Source organism: Amycolatopsis sp. SID8362 (genome assembly GCF_010550475.1).
Classification (GTDB): domain Bacteria; phylum Actinomycetota; class Actinomycetes; order Mycobacteriales; family Pseudonocardiaceae; genus Amycolatopsis; species Amycolatopsis eburnea.
Map to the genome: position 1 here is coordinate 1 of NZ_JAAGNB010000692.1, position 17457 is coordinate 17457.

The 17457-nt window shown below is 71.4% G+C and carries 17 protein-coding genes and 1 pseudogene; 5 read left to right on the top strand and 13 right to left on the bottom strand.

Features of this window, described 5'->3' with window-relative positions; translation table 11 throughout:
- Both G3I65_RS21235 and G3I65_RS21240 read left to right on the top strand, forming a co-directional pair.
- Nucleotides 1-261, top strand: a pseudogene (locus G3I65_RS21235) (transcriptional regulator); the annotation flags it as partial.
- 90 nt (nucleotides 262-351) lie between these two features.
- Nucleotides 352-2166: an NAD(P)/FAD-dependent oxidoreductase gene (locus tag G3I65_RS21240; protein WP_160697659.1), complete on the top strand. Its 1815-nt coding sequence runs from the start codon at nucleotides 352-354 to the stop codon at nucleotides 2164-2166.
- Here G3I65_RS21240 and G3I65_RS21245 read toward each other — a convergent pair.
- The 5 genes from G3I65_RS21245 to G3I65_RS21265 are packed head-to-tail and all read right to left on the bottom strand — an operon-like array spanning nucleotide 2163 to nucleotide 7606.
- Entirely contained in the window at nucleotides 2163-3206 is a 1044-nt protein-coding gene (locus G3I65_RS21245) for an acyl-CoA dehydrogenase family protein (protein WP_239071344.1), read from the bottom strand. The genes G3I65_RS21240 and G3I65_RS21245 overlap by 4 nt on opposite strands.
- Nucleotides 3203-4108 carry an acyl-CoA dehydrogenase family protein gene (locus G3I65_RS21250; protein WP_160697660.1) on the bottom strand — a complete coding sequence of 302 codons (906 nt, stop codon included), beginning with the start codon at nucleotides 4106-4108 and terminating at the stop codon, nucleotides 3203-3205. Before G3I65_RS21250 ends, G3I65_RS21245 begins: the two co-directional genes overlap by 4 nt.
- The gene (locus tag G3I65_RS21255) at nucleotides 4105-5235 is read right to left on the bottom strand and encodes an acyl-CoA dehydrogenase family protein (protein WP_160697661.1); all 1131 of its coding nucleotides are present in this window, start codon (nucleotides 5233-5235) and stop codon (nucleotides 4105-4107) included. The genes G3I65_RS21250 and G3I65_RS21255 overlap by 4 nt, the downstream gene beginning before the upstream one ends.
- On the bottom strand, nucleotides 5235-6080 hold the full coding sequence (locus G3I65_RS21260) for an enoyl-CoA hydratase (protein ID WP_160697662.1): 846 nt from the start codon (nucleotides 6078-6080) through the stop codon (nucleotides 5235-5237). Before G3I65_RS21260 ends, G3I65_RS21255 begins: the two co-directional genes overlap by 1 nt.
- A complete protein-coding gene (locus tag G3I65_RS21265; protein WP_160697663.1) occupies nucleotides 6077-7606 on the bottom strand; it encodes a FadD3 family acyl-CoA ligase in 1530 nt (509 codons plus the stop codon). The genes G3I65_RS21260 and G3I65_RS21265 overlap by 4 nt, the downstream gene beginning before the upstream one ends.
- Before the next feature lie 82 nt (nucleotides 7607-7688).
- Between G3I65_RS21265 and G3I65_RS21270 the strand changes: the two genes are divergently transcribed.
- The 3 genes from G3I65_RS21270 to G3I65_RS21280 are packed head-to-tail and all read left to right on the top strand — an operon-like array spanning nucleotide 7689 to nucleotide 10752.
- Complete coding sequence (locus G3I65_RS21270; protein WP_160697664.1) at nucleotides 7689-8834, top strand: acyl-CoA dehydrogenase family protein; 1146 nt, start codon at nucleotides 7689-7691, stop codon at nucleotides 8832-8834.
- The gene (locus tag G3I65_RS21275) at nucleotides 8831-9592 is read left to right on the top strand and encodes an SDR family oxidoreductase (protein ID WP_160697665.1); all 762 of its coding nucleotides are present in this window, start codon (nucleotides 8831-8833) and stop codon (nucleotides 9590-9592) included. The genes G3I65_RS21270 and G3I65_RS21275 overlap by 4 nt, the downstream gene beginning before the upstream one ends.
- Nucleotides 9593-9600: 8 nt before the next feature.
- Nucleotides 9601-10752, top strand: a complete 1152-nt coding sequence (locus G3I65_RS21280; RefSeq protein ID WP_160697666.1) for an acetyl-CoA C-acetyltransferase — start codon at nucleotides 9601-9603, stop codon at nucleotides 10750-10752.
- Between the two features lie 211 nt (nucleotides 10753-10963).
- Here G3I65_RS21280 and fgd read toward each other — a convergent pair whose 3' ends face one another.
- The 8 genes from fgd to G3I65_RS21320 form a co-directional block, all read right to left on the bottom strand.
- Entirely contained in the window at nucleotides 10964-11968 is a 1005-nt protein-coding gene (gene fgd, locus G3I65_RS21285) for a glucose-6-phosphate dehydrogenase (coenzyme-F420) (RefSeq protein WP_163046729.1), read from the bottom strand.
- A gap of 2 nt (nucleotides 11969-11970) precedes the next feature.
- Nucleotides 11971-13026 carry a nitronate monooxygenase family protein gene (locus tag G3I65_RS21290; protein ID WP_160697668.1) on the bottom strand — a complete coding sequence of 352 codons (1056 nt, stop codon included), beginning with the start codon at nucleotides 13024-13026 and terminating at the stop codon, nucleotides 11971-11973.
- Nucleotides 13023-13754 (bottom strand): CoA-transferase subunit beta, encoded by a 732-nt coding sequence (locus G3I65_RS21295; RefSeq protein WP_160697669.1) that lies wholly within the window; start codon nucleotides 13752-13754, stop codon nucleotides 13023-13025. Before G3I65_RS21295 ends, G3I65_RS21290 begins: the two co-directional genes overlap by 4 nt.
- Nucleotides 13751-14614, bottom strand: coding sequence for a CoA transferase subunit A (locus G3I65_RS21300; RefSeq protein WP_160697670.1), 864 nt, complete (start codon nucleotides 14612-14614; stop codon nucleotides 13751-13753). Before G3I65_RS21300 ends, G3I65_RS21295 begins: the two co-directional genes overlap by 4 nt.
- Nucleotides 14604-15344: an enoyl-CoA hydratase family protein gene (locus G3I65_RS21305; RefSeq protein ID WP_160697671.1), complete on the bottom strand. Its 741-nt coding sequence runs from the start codon at nucleotides 15342-15344 to the stop codon at nucleotides 14604-14606. The genes G3I65_RS21300 and G3I65_RS21305 overlap by 11 nt, the downstream gene beginning before the upstream one ends.
- Complete coding sequence (locus tag G3I65_RS21310) at nucleotides 15344-16222, bottom strand: SDR family oxidoreductase (RefSeq protein WP_160697672.1); 879 nt, start codon at nucleotides 16220-16222, stop codon at nucleotides 15344-15346. The genes G3I65_RS21305 and G3I65_RS21310 overlap by 1 nt, the downstream gene beginning before the upstream one ends.
- Entirely contained in the window at nucleotides 16219-16986 is a 768-nt protein-coding gene (locus G3I65_RS21315) for an SDR family oxidoreductase (protein ID WP_160697673.1), read from the bottom strand. Before G3I65_RS21315 ends, G3I65_RS21310 begins: the two co-directional genes overlap by 4 nt.
- Before the next feature lie 22 nt (nucleotides 16987-17008).
- Nucleotides 17009-17457 (bottom strand): CdaR family transcriptional regulator (locus G3I65_RS21320; protein ID WP_160697674.1); only part of this gene is annotated, 449 nt, incomplete at its 5' end.

Below are 17457 nucleotides of genomic sequence, written 5' to 3' on the forward strand. Positions count from 1 at the left end.
CCGCCGCGCGCGATCGTCGAAGGCTCGACGCGGTGGACGCACCCGCTCGGCCGCCGCCAGGCGGACCTGCTGCGGCTGATCGCGGCCGCGGGGCCCGCCGGGGTGTCGGCCGCGCAGCTGTCGGAAACCGTCTACGGCGACCGCACGCACCTGGTGACCGTGCGCGCCGAGCTGTCCCGGCTGCGCAAGCTCGTCGGCGGCCTGCTGCTCGCCCGGCCGTACCGGATCGCGCCGGGCGTCGAAGTGGTGTTGCAACCTTAGGGCAACCCTTACGCGGACCCGGGCCGCCGGGGTTGGCTGCCCTGAACGCGCCGCCGACGACGACGGTGCCCGAGACGGGGAGGTCCGCTCATGACCCAGACCCTCGAACCGGCCGCGGCCCTCGATGCCCGGCAGCGCGTCGACGGCTGGCTCGCCGACTTCGAGGCCGCGCTCGCGGCCCGGGACGCCGACCGCGCCGCCGCCCTCTTCGCCACGACGTCGTTCTGGCGCGACCTGGTCGCCTTCACCTGGAACCTGAAGACCGTCGAAAACCGCGACGGCGTCAAGGATCTCCTGCTCGCCACGATGGACACCACCGACGCGAGCGGCTTCCACGCCACCGAAGAGCCGACCGAAACCGACGGCGTCGTCGAGGCGTGGATCGGCTTCGAAACCGCCGCCGGGCGCGGCCGCGGCCACCTGCGCCTCACCGACGAAGGCGCGTTCACGCTGCTCACCACCCTGCACGAGCTGAAGGGTCACGAGGAGCCGCTCGGCACCGCCCGGCCGAAGGGCGCCGAGCACGGCGTCAACCGCGACCGCGTCACCTGGTCCGAAGCGCGGCAGGCGGAAGCGGCCGAACTCGGCACCACGCGGCAGCCGTACGTCGTCGTCATCGGCGGCGGGCAGGGCGGGATCGCGCTGGGCGCCCGGCTGCGCCAGCTCGGCGTGCCGCACGTGGTCGTCGACCGCTACGCCCGGCCCGGCGACCAGTGGCGCGGCCGCTACAAGTCGCTCTGCCTGCACGACCCGGTCTGGTACGACCACCTGCCCTACCTCGACTTCCCGCGCAACTGGCCGGTCTTCGCGCCCAAGGACAAGATCGCCGACTGGCTCGAGATGTACACGAAGGTCATGGAGGTCAACTACTGGTCCTCGACGACCTGCAAGAGCGCCTCCTACGACGAAGAAGCCAAGGAGTGGACGGTCGTCCTCGACCGCGACGGCGAAGAAGTCGTCCTCAAGCCGAAGCAGCTGGTGCTCGCGACCGGCATGTCGGGCAAGCCGAACATCCCGGAGCTGCCCGGCCAGGACCGCTTCCAGGGCGAGCAGCACCACAGCTCGCAGCACCCCGGGCCGGACGCCTACCGCGGCAAGAAGGCGGTGATCATCGGGTCCAACAACTCGGCGTTCGACATCTGCGGCGCGCTGTGGGAGGCCGGCGCCGACGTCACCATGGTCCAGCGCAGCTCCACGCACATCGTGAAGTCGGACTCGCTGATGGACCTCGGGCTCGGCGACCTCTACTCCGAGCGCGCGCTGGCCGCCGGGATGACCACGCAGAAGGCGGACCTGACGTTCGCCTCGCTCCCCTACCGGATCATGCACACGTTCCAGCAGCCGGTGTACGCCGCGATCAAGGAACGCGACCAGGAGTTCTACGACCGCCTCGAGGGCGCGGGCTTCCGCCACGACTGGGGTGACGACGACTCCGGCCTGTTCATGAAGTACCTGCGCCGCGGCTCGGGCTACTACATCGACGTGGGCGCCGCGGACCTGGTGGCGAACGGCGACGTCAAGCTCGCGCACGGCCAGGTCACCGAGCTGACGGAGCACTCCGTGAAGCTCGACGACGGCACCGAGCTGGAGGCGGACCTCGTCGTCTACGCCACCGGGTACGGCTCGATGAACGGCTGGGCCGCGGACCTGATCAGCCAGGAGGTCGCGGACAAGGTCGGCAAGGTGTGGGGCCTGGGCTCGGATACCACGAAGGACCCGGGTCCGTGGGAGGGCGAGCAGCGGAACATGTGGAAGCCCACGCAGCAGGAGGGCCTGTGGTTCCACGGCGGGAACCTGCACCAGTCCCGCCACTACTCGCTCTACCTGGCCCTGCAGCTGAAGGCCCGCGCCGAAGGCCTGCCGACGCCGGTGTACGGGCTGCAGGAAGTGCACCACCTCGCCTAGGAACGGAGTGCGCGCGCGGGATCGCCGAACAGCAGGGCGGTCCCGTGCGCGCGCTTGAAGTACAGGTGGGCGTCGTGCTCCCAGGTGATCGCGATGCCGCCGTGGAGCTGGATCATCTCGGCGGCGGCGTGCGAAAAGGCTTCGCTGCACACGAGTTTCGCGCCCGCGACGGCTTCGGCGTCACCGTCCACAATGGCCGCGTACAACGCCGAGCGGGCCGCTTCGACGTGGACGTGGACATCGGCCATCCGGTGCTTCAGCGCCTGGAACGACCCGATCGGCCGGCCGAACTGACGGCGTTGCTTCGTGTATTCCACCGTCAGTTCCAGCGCCCGGGCCGCCGCGCCGACCTGTTCCGCGGCCACGCCGATCACCGCGGTGTCGAGCAGCCGCCGCAGCTGCCGCTCGAAACCGCCGGTGTCGAGACGCCGGGCCGGGGTCGAAGCGAAGTCGACGACGGCGAGGCGCCGGGTCGGGTCGAGGGTGGTGACGCGCTCGCGGCGGACGCCGTCGAGCGGCACCTCGAACAACCCGGCGCCGTCCGCGGTGCGGGCCACGGCCAGGAGGACGTCCGCGAGATCGCCGTCGAGGACGTAGTGAGCGCGGCCATCGAGCCCGGTGTCCGACGCGGTCAGCGCGCACGACCAGTCTTCGTCGGCCCAGGCCAGCGCGGCGAGCGTCGTGCCCGCGGCGATGCCCGGCAGCAGCCGTTCGCAGGCTTCGTCGTTGCCGGCGCGTAGCAGGGCTTCGCCGCAGAGCAACGCCGAGCCCAGCAGCGGCGCCGGCGTGAGCGTCCGGCCGAGTTCCTGCAGGACAATGCACGCTTCGGCGAGTCCCGCGCCCGCGCCGCCGTAGTGCTCCGGGATGGCGAGGGCGGCGACGCCGATCTGCTCGCACAGCGTCGACCACAGCTTGTCGTCGTAGCCCAGCGGCGAGTCCATCGCGGCCCGCACCGCCTCGGGCCCCGACCGCCGGGTCAGCAGCGCTCGGACGGCATCACGCAGGGCCCGGGCTTCCTCGGTCTCCATCGGGTCGGTCATCGCAGCACCCGCGCGCGGTGGAACGCCCCGGTGCCCCACGCCCCGGCCAGCGCGCGGACCTTCGTGAGCCGCAGGCCGAGGTCGTGTTCGGCGGTGTAGCCGATCGCGCCGTGCACCTGGAGCGCGGTGCGCGCGGCGAGGGAGGCTGCGTCCCCGGCCATGACCTTGGCCGCCGAGACGTCCCGGGCGAACGTCTCCCCGGCGACCGCCGCGCCGTAGAGCAGCGGGCGGGCCAGTTCGAGCCGGGTGGCGACGTCGGCGAGCAGGTGCTTGATCGCCTGGTACTCGCCGATCGCCCGGCCGTACTGGCGGCGCTGCTGGGCGTAGGCGACGGAGGTGTCGAGGAGCCATTGGCCCGCGCCGAGCAACTGAGCAGCCACCGAGAGCACGCCGAGGTCGGACACCGGTGCCGCGGCCGCGCCGGGGACCCGGAACAGCCGCCGGACCGGGTCGATCGAGCGGACCGGCTCCGCCGCCGTGAGTTCCGCGCCGGTGAGGTCCAGGACCACCCCGGCGACGTCGGCGTCCAGGGCGAGGGGGACTTCCGGCGGGGCGACGACGGTCGCCAAGAGGTCGCCCTCGGCGAGCGCGGTCAGCTTTTCGCCGGTCAGCAACGCCGGAGCCACCGCCGCCGACTCGACGAGCGGGCCCGGGACGGCGTGGTAGCCGAGTGCCTCGAAGGCGACGACCAGGTCGACCGGGCCGGCGCCGAGCCCGCCGTGCTCCTCGGGCACGAGCAGCGCGAAGACCCCGACGTCGGCGAGCGCGCGCCAGAGCTTCAGGCCGCGGTCGTGCTCCCCCGCGGCCCAGGCCCGGGCGGCGGCCGCGGTGTCGGCGCCGCCGAGGAGGTCGTGCAGCGTCGCGGAGAACTGCCGTTGTTCCGGCGAGAGCAGGAACCTCATCGGCGGGCCTCCCTCGGGAGCTTCAGCAGCCGTTCGGCGATGGTGTTCCGCTGGATCTGGTCCGTGCCGCCGTAGATCGGCCCGGCGAGGGAGAACAGGTAACCGTCCACCCAGTCCTGGTCCGTTTCCCCGGCCGGACCGAGCACGTCCAGGGCGGTCTCGTGCAGTTCGACGTCCAAATGGGACCAGAAGAGCTTGTTCACACTGGACTCCGGGCCCAGCTCGCCGCCTTCGGCCAGGCGGCTCACCGTTCCGAACGTGTAGAGCTGGTACGCGCGCGCACCGATCCAGGCATCCGCCACTCGGTCCCTTGTGGACTGATCGGCGCCGTGGGACCGCCACAGATCGACCAGGCGATCCGCCGCCGCGAGGAACCGTCCCGGGCTGCGCAACGACAAGCCGCGTTCGTTGTTGGCCGTCGTCATCGCGACCCGCCACCCCTGCCCGACCTCCCCGATCACGTCGGCGTCGGGCACGAACACGTCGTCGAAGAAGATCTCCGCGAACCCCGGTTCCCCGTCCAGCTGGGGGATCGGCCGCACCGTGACACCGTCGGCACGCAGGTCGGCCATGAAATACGTCAGCCCGTGATGCCGCTGCGCTTCGGGGTCGGTGCGGAACAACCCGAACGCCCGGTCGGCGAACGACGCCCGCGAACTCCACGTCTTCTGCCCCGACAGCAACCACCCGCCCTCGGTACGCACCGCCGTACTCCGCAACGCCGCGATGTCGCTGCCCGCCTCGGGTTCCGACCACGCCTGCGCCCACACCTCCTCACCGCGGGCCATCGGCGGCAGGATCCGGTCACGTTGCTCCTGCGTGCCATGGGCGAACAACGTCGGACCGAGCATGAAGATGCCGTTCTGGCTCACCCGGCCCGGCGCGCGGGCGGCGTAGTACTCCTCCTCGAACAGCAACCACTGCACCATCGAGGCATCCCGGCCGTGGTACTCCGCCGGCCACGACACCACCGACCACCGCGCCTCGGCCAGTTCCGCTTCCCACGCCCGGTGCGCCGCGAACCCTTCCGCCGTATCCATCGACGGCAACACGCGCACATGCGACGCCAGCCACTCCCGGGCCTCCTCGCGGAACGCCGCCGACGCCGCGTCGATGTCGAGGTCCATCAGCCCCCCTTGTTCGCGTCGCGCATCGACCGCGCCGACTGACCACCGAGGGAGTCTTCCGACGTCTCCGCGTTGTGCGCGTGGGCGAAGTGGTGCAGGCCGAACACGGAGTCCATTCCGGACCGCAGGCCCATCAGATCCTCGGCCTGGTTGACGGCCTTCTTCGCCAGCGCCAGCCCGAACGACGGCATCCCGGCGATCTTCTCCGCGAGTTCGACCGTCCGCTCCTCCAGCTCCGCCCGCGGCACGATCCGCGTGACCATGCCCCACTCCTTGGCTTGCTGCACCGTGAACCGCTCGCCGGTGAACAGCACCTCCTTCGCCGCGCGGGGCCCCAGGACCCACGGGTGCGCGAAGTACTCGACGCCGGGGATTCCCATGCGCACCACGGGATCGGCGAAGAACGCGTCGTCGGCGGCGACGATCAGGTCGCACACCCACGCCAGCATCAGCCCACCCGCGATGCACGCGCCCTGCACGCTCGCGATCATCGGCTTCGGGATTTCCCGCCACCGGCGGCACATCCCGAGGTACACCTCGGACTCCCGGGCGAACCGCTGGTCGCCGCCGACCTTGTCGGTGTGGTCCCACCACATCACCGCGCGCCGGTCGAACGACTGGTCCGCGTCCCGGCCCGGGCTGCCGATGTCGTGCCCGGCGGAGAAGTGCTTCCCTTCTCCCGCCAGCACGATGACCTTGACCTCGGGGTCGTTCACCGCGGCCGCGAAGGCGTCGTCCAGCGCGTAGGTCATCGCGGAGTTCTGGGCGTTGCGGTAGTCCGGCCGGTTCATCGTGACGACCGCGACCGGCCCGCGCCGCTCGTAGCGGACCACCGGTTCACTCATGCCTTCTCCTCGGTCAGCAGCCGCTTCAGCACCTTGCCGGAAGCGTTGCGGGGCAGTGCGTCCAGGAACTCGACGAACCGCGGGGTCTTGTAGTTGGCGAGCCGTTCGCGACAGAACGCGACGACCGCCGCTTCGGTCAGCCCGGTGCCGACGACGAAGGCCTTGCCGACCTCGCCGAGCCGCTCGTCCGGGACGCCGACGACGGCGACGTCGCGGACGCCGTCCAGTTCGGTGAGGGCGTGCTCGACCTCGGCCGGGTAGACGTTGAAGCCGCCGCAGATGTACATGTCCTTGAGCCGGCCGGTGATCGTGAGGTTGCCGTCCTCGTCGAGTTCGCCGACGTCCCCGGTGTGCAGCCAGCCTTCGTCGTCGACGGCCTTCGCGGTGGCCTCGGGGTCGTCGAGGTAGCCGAGCATCACGTTCGGCCCGCGGACCACGATCTCGCCCGGCGAGCCCTGGATCGCGACTTCGAAGCCGGCGGTCGCGCGGCCGGACGTGCGGGACACCAGCTCGGCGTCGTCGCCGGGGCGGCACATGGTCACCACGACGGCTTCGGTGAGGCCGTAGGCGGTGAGGACGATGTCGAACCCCAGCTCGGCCCGCATCCGCCGGACCAGCGACGCGGGGACCGTGGCCGCCCCGGTGACCGCGAGCCGCAGGGTCGGCAGGTCGCCGCGGCGTTCCTGCAGCAGGGACTGGAAGATCGTCGGCGCGCCCGGGAGCACGGAGATCCGTTCCCGCTCGATCAGCTCCAGTGCCGCGCGGACGTCGAACACCGCCTGCGGGACGATCGTCGCGCCGGTCAGCAGGCCGACCAGGATCCCGGCCTTGTAGCCGAAGCTGTGGAAGAACGGGTTGATCACCAGGTACCGGTCGTCGGCGGTGACCCGGCCGCAGTCCGCCCAGGCGGTCGCGACGCCGACCGCCTGGCGGTGGGCGGAGAGCACGCCCTTCGAGCGGCCGCTGGTGCCGGAGGTGAAGAGGATGTCGCTGACGTCGTCGGGCCGCACGGCGTCGGCCCGCGCTTCGGCCTCGGCGAGCGGGACGCGTTCGGCGAGCCCCAGGAACTCGTCCCAGCCGAGCGTGCCTTCGACCCGCTGGTGCGGCTGCTCCAGCGGTACCCGGACGACGGTGCCGAGGTCGGGCAGCTCCGCACCGGTCGCGCGGATCGCGGCGTGGCGGTCGGCGCCGAGGAAGTCCGCGGCCACGACCAGCGCTTTCGCCCGGCCGCGGACCAGCAGGTCCACGGTCTCGGCGGCGGTGAACCGGGTGTTGACCGGGATCAGCGTCGCGCCCGCGTAGAGCGCGCCCAGTGCCGTCAGGACCCAGTGGTGGGTGTTGGGCAGGGTGATGGCGACGCGGTCGCCCGGCTCGACGCCGCGGGCGAGGAAGGCCCTGGCGACCGTCTGAACACGTTCCAGAAGCTGGTCGTAGCCGAGTCGCAGCCCGCCGTCGACCAGTGCCTCCGCGGACCCGAACTTGGCGGCGGCGTCCCGGACGACGGCCGGGATCGTGGTTCTTCCCACCACACCCTCCTCTGGACCGACAAACTAGAACGTGTTCTCATTACCCTAGGTGCCGGACCGGCCCGGCAGCAAGGAGGCGTGTGTGGAACCGACGGGATTCCGCCGTGAAGTCGCGAGCTGGCTGGCCGACAACCTGACCGGCGAGTTCGCCCGGCTGCGCGGCCTGGGCGGCCCCGGACGCGAACACGAGGAGTTCGACCTGCGCCTGGCCTGGGAACGCCACCTCGCCGCCGCCGGCTGGACCGGCCTCGGCTGGCCCACCGAACACGGCGGCCGCGGCCTCCCCCTCGACGACCAGGTCGCCTTCCACGAGGAATACGCCGCCTCCGGCGCCCCCGCCCGCGTCAACCACATCGGCGAGCAACTCCTCGGCCCCACCCTCATCGCCTTCGGCACACCGCAGCAGCAGGCCCGGTTCCTGCCGAAAATCCTCGCCGTCGACGAACTGTGGTCCCAGGGCTACTCCGAACCCGGCGCCGGCTCCGACCTCGCCGCCGTCTCCACGTCGGCGGTCCTGCGCGACGGCGAATGGATCATCAACGGCCAGAAAATCTGGACCTCCCTCGCGCACGTGGCCGACTGGTGCTTCGTCCTCGCCCGCACCGAACCCGGCTCCCAGCGCCACCACGGCCTCTCCTACCTCCTGGTCCCCCTGCGCCAGGACGGCGTCACCGTCCGCCCCATCCAGCAGCTCACCGGCACCTCCGAATTCAACGAAGTCTTCTTCGACGACGCCCGCACCCCCGCCGACCACGTCGTCGGCGCACCCGGCGACGGCTGGAAAATCGCCATGGCCACCCTCGGCTTCGAACGCGGCGTCTCCACCCTCGCCCAGCAGATCGGCTTCCGCCGCGAACTCGACGACATCACCACCGAAGCCCAACGAACCGGCACCTACGACGACCCCCTCCTGCGCGCCGACCTCACCCGCGCCGCCATCGGCCTGCGCGTCCTGCGCGCCCACGCCCTGCGCACCCTCGGCCGCCCCGCCGGACCCGAAGTCGCCGTCGGCAAGCTCCTCTGGGCCCAATGGCACCGCGGCCTCGGCGAACTCGCCATGCGCGCCCGCGGAGCGCGTTCGCTCACCTCCGACGGCGCCGAACTCGACGACTGGCAGCGCCTCTACCTGTTCACCCGCGCCGACACCATCTACGGCGGCTCCGACGAAATCGAACGCAACATCATCGCCGAGCGCGTCCTCGGCCTGCCCCGGGAGGCCCGCCCGTGATCCCCCAGTACCCACCCGGCCACGACCTGCTCTCCGGCAAGGTCGTCGTCGTCACCGCCGCGGCCGGCACCGGCATCGGCTCCGCCGTCGCGCGGCGCTGCCTGGAAGAAGGCGCGAACGTCGTCATCAGCGACTGGCACGAACGGCGACTCAAGGAAAAGGCCGCCGAACTGGGCGAGGTGCACGCGATCCCCTGCGACGTCACCCAGGAAGACCAGGTCCAAGCCCTCATCGACGGCGCCGCGGCCCACTACGGGCGGGTCGACGTGATGATCAACAACGCCGGGCTCGGCGGCACCAAGTCCGTGCTGGACATGACCGACGACGAGTGGTCCCGCGTTCTCGACATCACCCTCACCGGCACTTTCCGGTGTACGCGGGCGGTGCTGAAGCAGTTCGTCGCCCAAGGCGGAGGCGGCGCGATCGTCAACAACGCGTCGGTGATCGGCTGGCGCGCCCAAGCCGGGCAGGCCCACTACGCCGCCGCGAAAGCCGGAGTCATGGCCCTGACCCGGTGCTCGGCACTGGACGCCGCCGAGCACGGCGTCCGGATCAACGCCGTCGCCCCCAGCCTCGCCATGCACCCGTTCCTGGCCAAGGTGACCAGCGACGAACTCCTCGAAGACCTCACGAAACGCGAAGCCTTCGGCCGCGCCGCCGAACCCTGGGAAGTCGCCAACGTGATGGTCTTCCTCGCCAGCGACTACGCCAGCTACCTCACCGGCGAAGTCGTCTCCGTCAGCAGCCAGCACCCCTAGGAGCGCCCGTGCCCGAAGCCTTCCTCCTCGACGCCGTCCGCACGCCGGTCGGCCGCCGCGGCGGCGCCCTGTCCGGGTGGCACTCCGCCGACCTCGGCGCGCACGTCATCCGGTCGGTCGTCGCGCGTACGGGCGTCGACCCGGACCTCGTCGACGACGTCATCCTCGGCTGCGTCGACACCCTCGGCCCGCAGTCGGGCAACATCGCGCGCACGGCGTGGCTGGCGGCGGGGTTCGGCGACCACGTGCCCGGGGTGACCGTCGACCGGCAGTGCGGGTCGAGCCAGCAGGCCGTCCACTTCGCCGCGCAGGCCGTCATGTCGGGGACGCAGGACCTGGTGCTGGCGGGCGGGGTGCAGAACATGAGCCGCATCCCGATCAGCGCGGCGATGCTGGCCGGGCGCGAGTACGGCTTCGACGACCCGTTCTCGGGTTCGAAGGGCTGGCAGGAGCGCTACGGCAGTGTCGAGGTTTCGCAGTTCCGCAGCGCGGACATGATCGCTTCCCACTGGGACATCAGCCGGGAGACCATGGAGGAGTACGCGCTGCGCAGCCACCAGCGGGCCCTGGCGGCGATCGACTCCGGGCGGTTCGACGCGGAGATCGCGCCCGTCGACGACTTCCGGCACGACGAGGGGCCGCGCCGGGACACGTCGCTGGAGCGGATGCGCGGCCTGAAGCCGCTTTCGCCGGAGTCCCGCCTGACGGCCGCGGTGGCCAGCCAGATTTCGGACGGCGCGAGCGCGGCCCTGCTGGCGTCCGCGGCGTTCGTCGAGGAACACGGGCTCACCCCTCGGGCCCGCATCCACCACCTGTCGGTCCGCGCGGCGGACCCGGTGTGGATGCTGACCGGCCCGATCCCGGCCACCGCGCACGCGCTGCGCCGGGCCGGGCTCGAGATCGGGGACATCGACCTGTTCGAGGTCAACGAGGCGTTCGCCAGCGTCGTCCTGGCGTGGCTGGACGAAACCGGCGCGGACCCCGACCGGGTCAACGTGAACGGGGGCGGCATCGCCCTCGGCCACCCGATCGGGGCCACCGGCACCAAGCTCCTGGCAACGCTCCTGCACGAACTGGAGCGCCGCGGCGGCCGCTACGGCCTGCAGACGATGTGCGAAGGCGGCGGCACCGCCAACGTGACCATCATCGAACGCCTGTAGCTGCCACGGCGCCCGCGACCAACGACATGAATGGGTCATTCATGTCGTCCGGCATCAGGGTCCCGGCCAAGTCGGCGCACCGGCGCCGCCGCCGCACCCTTGCCGCAGCCCTGGTCCGCACGCAGTGAATGACTCATTCATGTCGTCGGACGACATGAATGAGTCATTCACGACATCCGGGTCGCCAGACCGGCCCTTCGGCACACGCCGATCAGCCGAGTTCGCGCAGCTTCGGCAGGACGTCTTCGGAGAACTGGCTCAGGAACCGCTCCTGGTCGTGGCCCGGGCCGTGCACGACCAGGTGGTTCAGGCCCGCGTCGACGTACGGCTTCACCAGCGCCACCGCCTCGTCCGGGTCGGACGCCACGATCCACCGCTTCGCGACCTGCTCGATCGGCAGCTCGTCGGCGAGCCGCTCCATCTCATCGGCTGAGGAGATCGTGTGCTTCTGCTCCGCCGTCAGCGACAGCGGGGCCCAGAAGCGCGTGTTCTCCAGCGCCTTCTCCGGGTCGCGGTCGTAGGAGATCTTGACCTCGATCATCCGGTCGATGTCCTTGACCTCGCGCCCGGCCGCGGCCGCGCCCTCGGTCACCGCCGGCATCAGCTTCTCGGTGTAGAGGTCCATGCCCTTGCCCGAGGTGCAGATGAAGCCGTCACCCGCGCGGCCCGCGTACTTGGCCACCACCGGGCCGCCCGCGGCGATGTACACCGGCAGCGGCTGGTCCGGGCGGTCATAGATCCGCGCGTCGACCAGCTTGTAGTACTCGCCGTCGTGCGAGACGTTGTCCTCGGTCCACAGCCGCCGCATCAGCGTGATCGCCTCGCGCAGCCGCGCGAACCGTTCCTTGAACTCCGGCCACTCCATCCCGGAGACGGCGATCTCGTTGAGCGCCTCACCGGTGCCGACCCCCAGGATCACCCGGCCCTCCGACAGCAGCGACATCGACGCGAACGCCTGCGCGATCACCGCCGGGTTGTACCGGAACGTCGGGGTCAGCACGCTCGTGCCGATCTGCACCCGGTTCGTCCGCTCCGCCACTGCCGGGATGAACGCCAGCGCCCACGGCGCGTGCCCGCCCTCGTGCCGCCACGGCAGGAAGTGGTCCGCGACCCAGACCGAGTCCAGGCCGACCTCCTCGGCGCGCACGGCGAACTCGACCAGGTCGCGCGCCCCGAACTGTTCCGGCGACGCCTTGTAACCGACCTTGAGCGCCACTGTCATCCTCCCGTTTCCGGGCCGAGGCGCCGCAGGATCTCACCCGCCTCGGCCACCGTGCCCTCGACGATCTCGCCCACCGTGGGCAGGTCGTGGATCATGCCCACCACCTGCCCCGACGCTAGCACCCCGGCGTCGGTCCGGCCCTCGACCAGCCCCGCACGCAGCAGCATGGGGGTGTTGGCCGCCATGACCAGCTGACTCCAGGTGAGATCGTTGCCGTGCTTCATCGCGAAGCCTTCTTTGACCATGGCAACCGGGGACAGTCCGGTGATATTCCGGAAGCGGAGCGCGTTCCGCGCGGCCTGCGCGAGCCCCTTCAGCCGGCCGGAGCGCTCGAGCCGGTCGACGAGGTCGGTGCGCAGCACCCGGTGCGGCAGGCCGTCGACGCGGCGGGTGACGACCGTCCCGGTGAGCCCCTGCTCCAGGTAGACGCGCTTGACCTCGTCGGGGACCGTACTCTCCTTGCTGAGCAGGAACCGGGTGCCCATCGCGACGCCCGCGGCCCCGTACGCGAGCGCGGCGGCGAGCCCGCGGCCGTCGAAGAAGCCGCCGGCCGCGATCACCGGGATGTCGACGGTGTCGAGCACGGACGGCAGCAGCAGCGTGGTGGCGACCCCGCCGGTGTGCCCGCCGCCCTCGCCGCCCTGGACGATGACGGCGTCCGCGCCCCAGCCGGCGACCTTCTCGGCGTGCCGGGCGGCGCCGACCGACGGGACCACGACGATGCCGTGGTCGCGCAGCTTCGCGATCATCTCCTTGCGCGGCGCCAGTGCGAACGACGCCACCTTGACGCCCTCGCGGATCAGCAAGTCCACGCGGTCGCCCGCGTCGGCGGCGTCCGCCCGCAGGTTGACGCCGAAGGGCTTCTCCGTGCGCTTCTTGACCTCGGCGATCGCGGACTCGAGTTCGAGGTAGGTCATCGTGGCCGACGCGAGGATGCCGAGCGCGCCCGCTTCCGCCGTAGCCGACACCAGCCGCGGACCGGCGACCCAGCCCATCCCGGTCTGGACGATCGGGTGCTCGACACCCACCAGCCGGGTCAGCGCGGTCTTCACGCCGGAACTTCCTTGTCGCGGAAGCTCTTCGGATCCAGCACGTCACGGATCAGCCGCAGCTCGTCGTCCGTCGGCTCGCGGCTGGTCCCGGCGTCGGCGAAGTCGATCTCGAACGTCGTCGCCGCCGCGACCTCCTCGCGGGTCACACCGGGGTGCAGCGACACCGCGCGCATCGAGTGGTCCGGCGTGGCGAAGTCGAAGACGCCGAGGTTGGTGACGACCCGGTGGACGTCGTGGTACTTCTCGGCGGACGGACCCGCCTTGGCCGCGTTGTCGTAGCCGACGCCGGACACGACGTCCACTGTGTCCACGAAGACGCGGGTCGAGTGCTTCGGGACCCAGTAGCTGGTGCGGTGGTTGACCGTGTTGCCCGGCGCGCCACGCACACCCAAGAGCTGCTTCTTCGGCCGCGCGTGGTCACCGATGGCGGAAATGTTCTGATTGCCGTAGCGGTCGATCTGGTTGGCGCCCATCACGACGTGCCGCCGTCCGTGCGGGACGATCGTGTCGAGCATCTTCCGGAACGGCTGCCAGCCTTCGATCTCGCCGTCCGGCGTGACCAGGTACGCCTCGCCGTCGGACATCAGCAGATCCGGCTCGAACGTCAGCCGCGCGAGCTTGGCACCCAGCTGCGGGATGAGGCCCATCGGGCTCGCCACGATTTCACCGTCACCGCGGAACAACTCGGCCACCGCCACGACGGCGATCTCGGCCCGGGTCGCGTTCATGCCGCCTCCGCCTCGAACTTGTCCACTTCGGACAGATACGCGCGCTCGTCACCGGACAGGAACCGGTCCACGAACCCCGGCCACGCGTCGAGATCCTTGGCACACGACGCGTAATGCCGCTGGAACCGTTCGTCCCGGCCGTAGTCCGGCACTGCCGTGGTGAAGTGCGCGCCGCGCGGCGCCTCGACGACACCGTCCACGCTGCCCCGGTTGAGCAGCAGCGACTGCACCGGCCCACCCGCCATCAAGTCCGGTGTCTCGACGACCTTCTCGACCGACACGAAGCGTTTCGCCGCCGCGAGGCAGAACAGGTCGTCGAAGTACGGGTCCGGGCCGAGGTACTGGGCGTTGCCGCGGGCGTCGGCGCGATTCAGGTGCACCAGCGCGACGTCCAGGTGCTGCGCCGGGACGGCGACCAGCTCCTCGCCATCGGAATACGGCGAACGCACGGTCCGCAGATCCGGGTTGGCACGCATCACCTCCGAGCCGAGCCCGGCGCGCAGCGGCAGGAACGGAAGCCGTTGCGCGGCCGCGGAAAGCGCCGCACCGAACATGCCTTCGTCGTACTCGGTGACCGCGATCGACCCGGTTTCGCGGGCGCGCCCGAACCACGGGTCGAACGGGATCGAATCCAGCGTCACGAACCCGAAGACGACCCGCTTGACCTTGCCCGCCGCGCACAGCAGGCCGACGTCGGGACCGCCGTAGGAGACCACGGTCAGATCGCGTACCGGCGTGCGCAGGATCGCCCGGACCAGGGCCATCGGCTTGCGCCGGGAGCCCCAGCCGCCGATGCCGACCGTCATGCCGTCTTCCAGTTCCGCCGCGACCTCGTCGGCGGTCATGCGCTTATCGGCCATTCAAGAACTCCTCGCGGGCCTCGTCGGACGCGCCGAGCAGGTTCAGCTCGAAGGTGAACCCCTGCTCGAACCGGTAGCTGCGGTGCACCTGCTGGGTGTCGATCCCGTTCAACGCCTCCTTGGCCGCCCGGATCACCCGCGGGTCCTTCTTCGCGATGTCGGCGGCGACGGCCATCGCCGCGTCGTCCAGCTGGGCGCGGGGCACGACCTGGTACACCGAGCCATGCGCGTGCAGCTCGGCGGCGGTGATCGTGCGGGCGGTGAAGTAGAGCGTGCGCATCAGGTGCTGCGGCACCAGCCGGGCCAGGTGCGTCGCCGCGCCGAGCGCTCCCCGCTCGACTTCCGGCACGCCGAACGTCGCGTCGTCCGCCGCGACGATCACGTCCGCGTTGCCGACCAGCCCGATCCCGCCGCCGAGGCAGAAGCCGTGCACCGCCGCGACCACCGGCACCTCACAGTCGTAGACCGCCCCGAAAGCGGCGTAGCAGCCCCGGTTCGCGCCGACCAACGCGTCGAAACCCTCGCTGCGCTGGATCTCCTTGATGTCCACACCCGCGTTGAAACCCCGGCCTTCCGCGCGCAGCACGACGACGTGGACGTCCGGGTCGCGCCCGGCCCGCGTGATCGCGTCGGCGAGGTCGAACCAGCCCCGCACCGGCAGCGCGTTCACCGGCGGGAAGTCGACCGTGACGACCTCGACGTGGCCGTCGCGTTTGGTGAGGATGCCCATCAGCTCGCTCCGTAGACGGGTTCGGGCTCGGGCGCGCGCTCGAGCAGATCGGCGACCACCGGGCCCAGTTCGGCCGGCTCCCAGCGAGCCCCCTTGTCCACCGCCGGGCCGTGCCGCCAGCCCTGCGCGAGGGAAACCTTGCCGCCTTCGACCTCGAACATCCGGCCGGTGACGTGCGAGGATTCCTCGCTGCCCAGCCACACGACCAGCGGCGAGACGTTCTCCGGCGCCATCGCGTCGAAGCCGCTCTCGGGGCGGGCCATCGACGCGAACACCCCTTCGGTCATCTGCGTCCGCGCGGCCGGCGCGATCGCGTTCACCGTCACCCCGTACCGCGCCAGCTCGGCGGCCGCCACGACGGTCAACCCGGCGATGCCCGCCTTCGCCGCCGAGTAGTTGCCCTGGCCCACGCTGCCGAGCAACCCGGCGCCCGAACTGGTGTTGATCACCCGCGCCCGCGGCAGCCGCCCCGCTTTGGCCTCGGCCCGCCAATGCCCGGCCGCGTGCCGCAAGGGCGCGAAATGCCCCTTCAGGTGCACGCGGATCACCGCGTCCCACTCGTCTTCGCTCAGGTTGGCCAGCATCCGGTCCCGGACGAACCCGGCGTTGTTGACCAGCACGTCGAGGCGCCCGAAGTTCTCCAGCGCCGTCCCGATCAGTGCCTCGGCCCCAGCCCAGTCGGCGACGTCCGAGGTGTTCGCCACCGCCTTCCCGCCGAACCCTTCGATCTCGGCGACGACCTCGGCGGCCGCGTCCCCGGCCACGTCGTTCACCACGACCAGCGCCCCCTCGGCGGCGAACGCGAGCGCGTGCGCGCGCCCGATCCCGCGTCCGGCGCCGGTCACCACGACCACCCGGTCCTGGCACAACCCGCTCACGAATCCTCCCGATGGTTGACGTCGGCCGCGGCGAGGAAAGCCGGGACCTCACCGCCGCCGTGCACGCGCAAGGTCGCGCCGGAGACGTAGGAAGCCAGGCCCGATGCCAAGAACGCGGCGCAGCTCCCGACTTCCTCCGGCTCGGCCAGCCGCCCCAGCGGCACGGTCTTCCCGACCGCCTCGACCGCGGCTTCGCTGCCGTAGTGCAGGTGTGACTGCTCGGTCCGCACCATCCCGACGTCGAGCGCGTTGACCCGCACCTTCGGCGCCCACTCGACCGCCAGGCTCGTAGTCAGGTTGTCCAGTCCCGCCTTGGCCGCTCCGTACGCCGCCGTTCCGGGCGACGGCCGCGTCCCGCTGACGCTGGAGATCATCACGATCGCACCACCGCCGTCCTGGCGCTGCATCACGGCGTTGGCGTGCTGCGAGACCAGCAGCGGAGCCAGCAGGTTGAGCTGCACGACCTTCTCGTGCAGCCGCGGCGAGCCCTGCGCCGCAGGGACGTACGGCGCCCCGCCGGCGTTGTTCACGACCACGTCCAGGCGCCCGTACCGCTCGACGATCCCCTCGACGAGCGCGGCGACCTGCGTTTCGTCGCGGACGTCGCACTGGACGAACTCGGCATCGGTGGGCGCTTCGCGGCGCGCGCAGGTGACCACGCGGGCGCCGTGGGCCAGGAACACGTTGCAGATGCCCTGGCCGACGCCCCGGACACCGCCGGTGACCAGCACCACGGAACCGGCCAGGCCCAGATCGGTCTTCACGTCACAAAACTAGAACACGTTCTCACTTTGGGCAAGGGCTCCCCCGAAGCCCCGACGCACGCAACGCCGCCTGCATCGCGAACCGCGCGTCCGCGTCCTCCAGCCGCTCCCCGAACGCCTGCTTCAACTGCTTCACGCGATACCGCACCGTCTGCGGGTGCACCGAAAGCTCCACGGCGATCCGCTCCGAGTTGCCGCCGTGCTCCAGCCAAGACAGCAACGTCTCCCCCAGCCGCAGCCGCGTACGGGCCGGGAACCCCGCCAACGGCGCCAGCTCCCGGTCCGCCAGCTGATCCACCAGCGGTGCGTCCGACAGCAGCCACAACGTGGTCAGGTGCTCCGCGCACCACGTCACCGGTACGTCCGGGAGCGCGCCGCCGGCCACAAGGCGCAGGGCCGTGCGGGCCCAGCGCAGGGAATCGGCCGCGCCCGCGAGGTCCGTCGGCGGGCCGACCGCCACGCGGGTGCCGA

Excerpts from the sequence above, each read along its gene's own strand:
- G3I65_RS21295 (WP_160697669.1), bottom strand. The coding sequence starts at position 13,754 with ATGAACGCGACCCGGGCCGAGATCGCCGTCGTGGCGGTGGCCGAGTTG.
- G3I65_RS21255 (WP_160697661.1), bottom strand. The coding sequence starts at position 5,235 with ATGGACCTCGACATCGACGCGGCGTCGGCGGCGTTCCGCGAGGAGGCC.
- G3I65_RS21260 (WP_160697662.1), bottom strand. The coding sequence starts at position 6,080 with ATGAGTGAACCGGTGGTCCGCTACGAGCGGCGCGGGCCGGTCGCGGTC.
- G3I65_RS21305 (WP_160697671.1), bottom strand. The coding sequence starts at position 15,344 with ATGGGCATCCTCACCAAACGCGACGGCCACGTCGAGGTCGTCACGGTC.
- G3I65_RS21250 (WP_160697660.1), bottom strand. The coding sequence starts at position 4,108 with ATGAGGTTCCTGCTCTCGCCGGAACAACGGCAGTTCTCCGCGACGCTG.
- G3I65_RS21240 (WP_160697659.1), top strand. The coding sequence starts at position 352 with ATGACCCAGACCCTCGAACCGGCCGCGGCCCTCGATGCCCGGCAGCGC.
- G3I65_RS21300 (WP_160697670.1), bottom strand. The coding sequence starts at position 14,614 with ATGGCCGATAAGCGCATGACCGCCGACGAGGTCGCGGCGGAACTGGAA.
- G3I65_RS21245 (WP_239071344.1), bottom strand. The coding sequence starts at position 3,206 with ATGACCGACCCGATGGAGACCGAGGAAGCCCGGGCCCTGCGTGATGCC.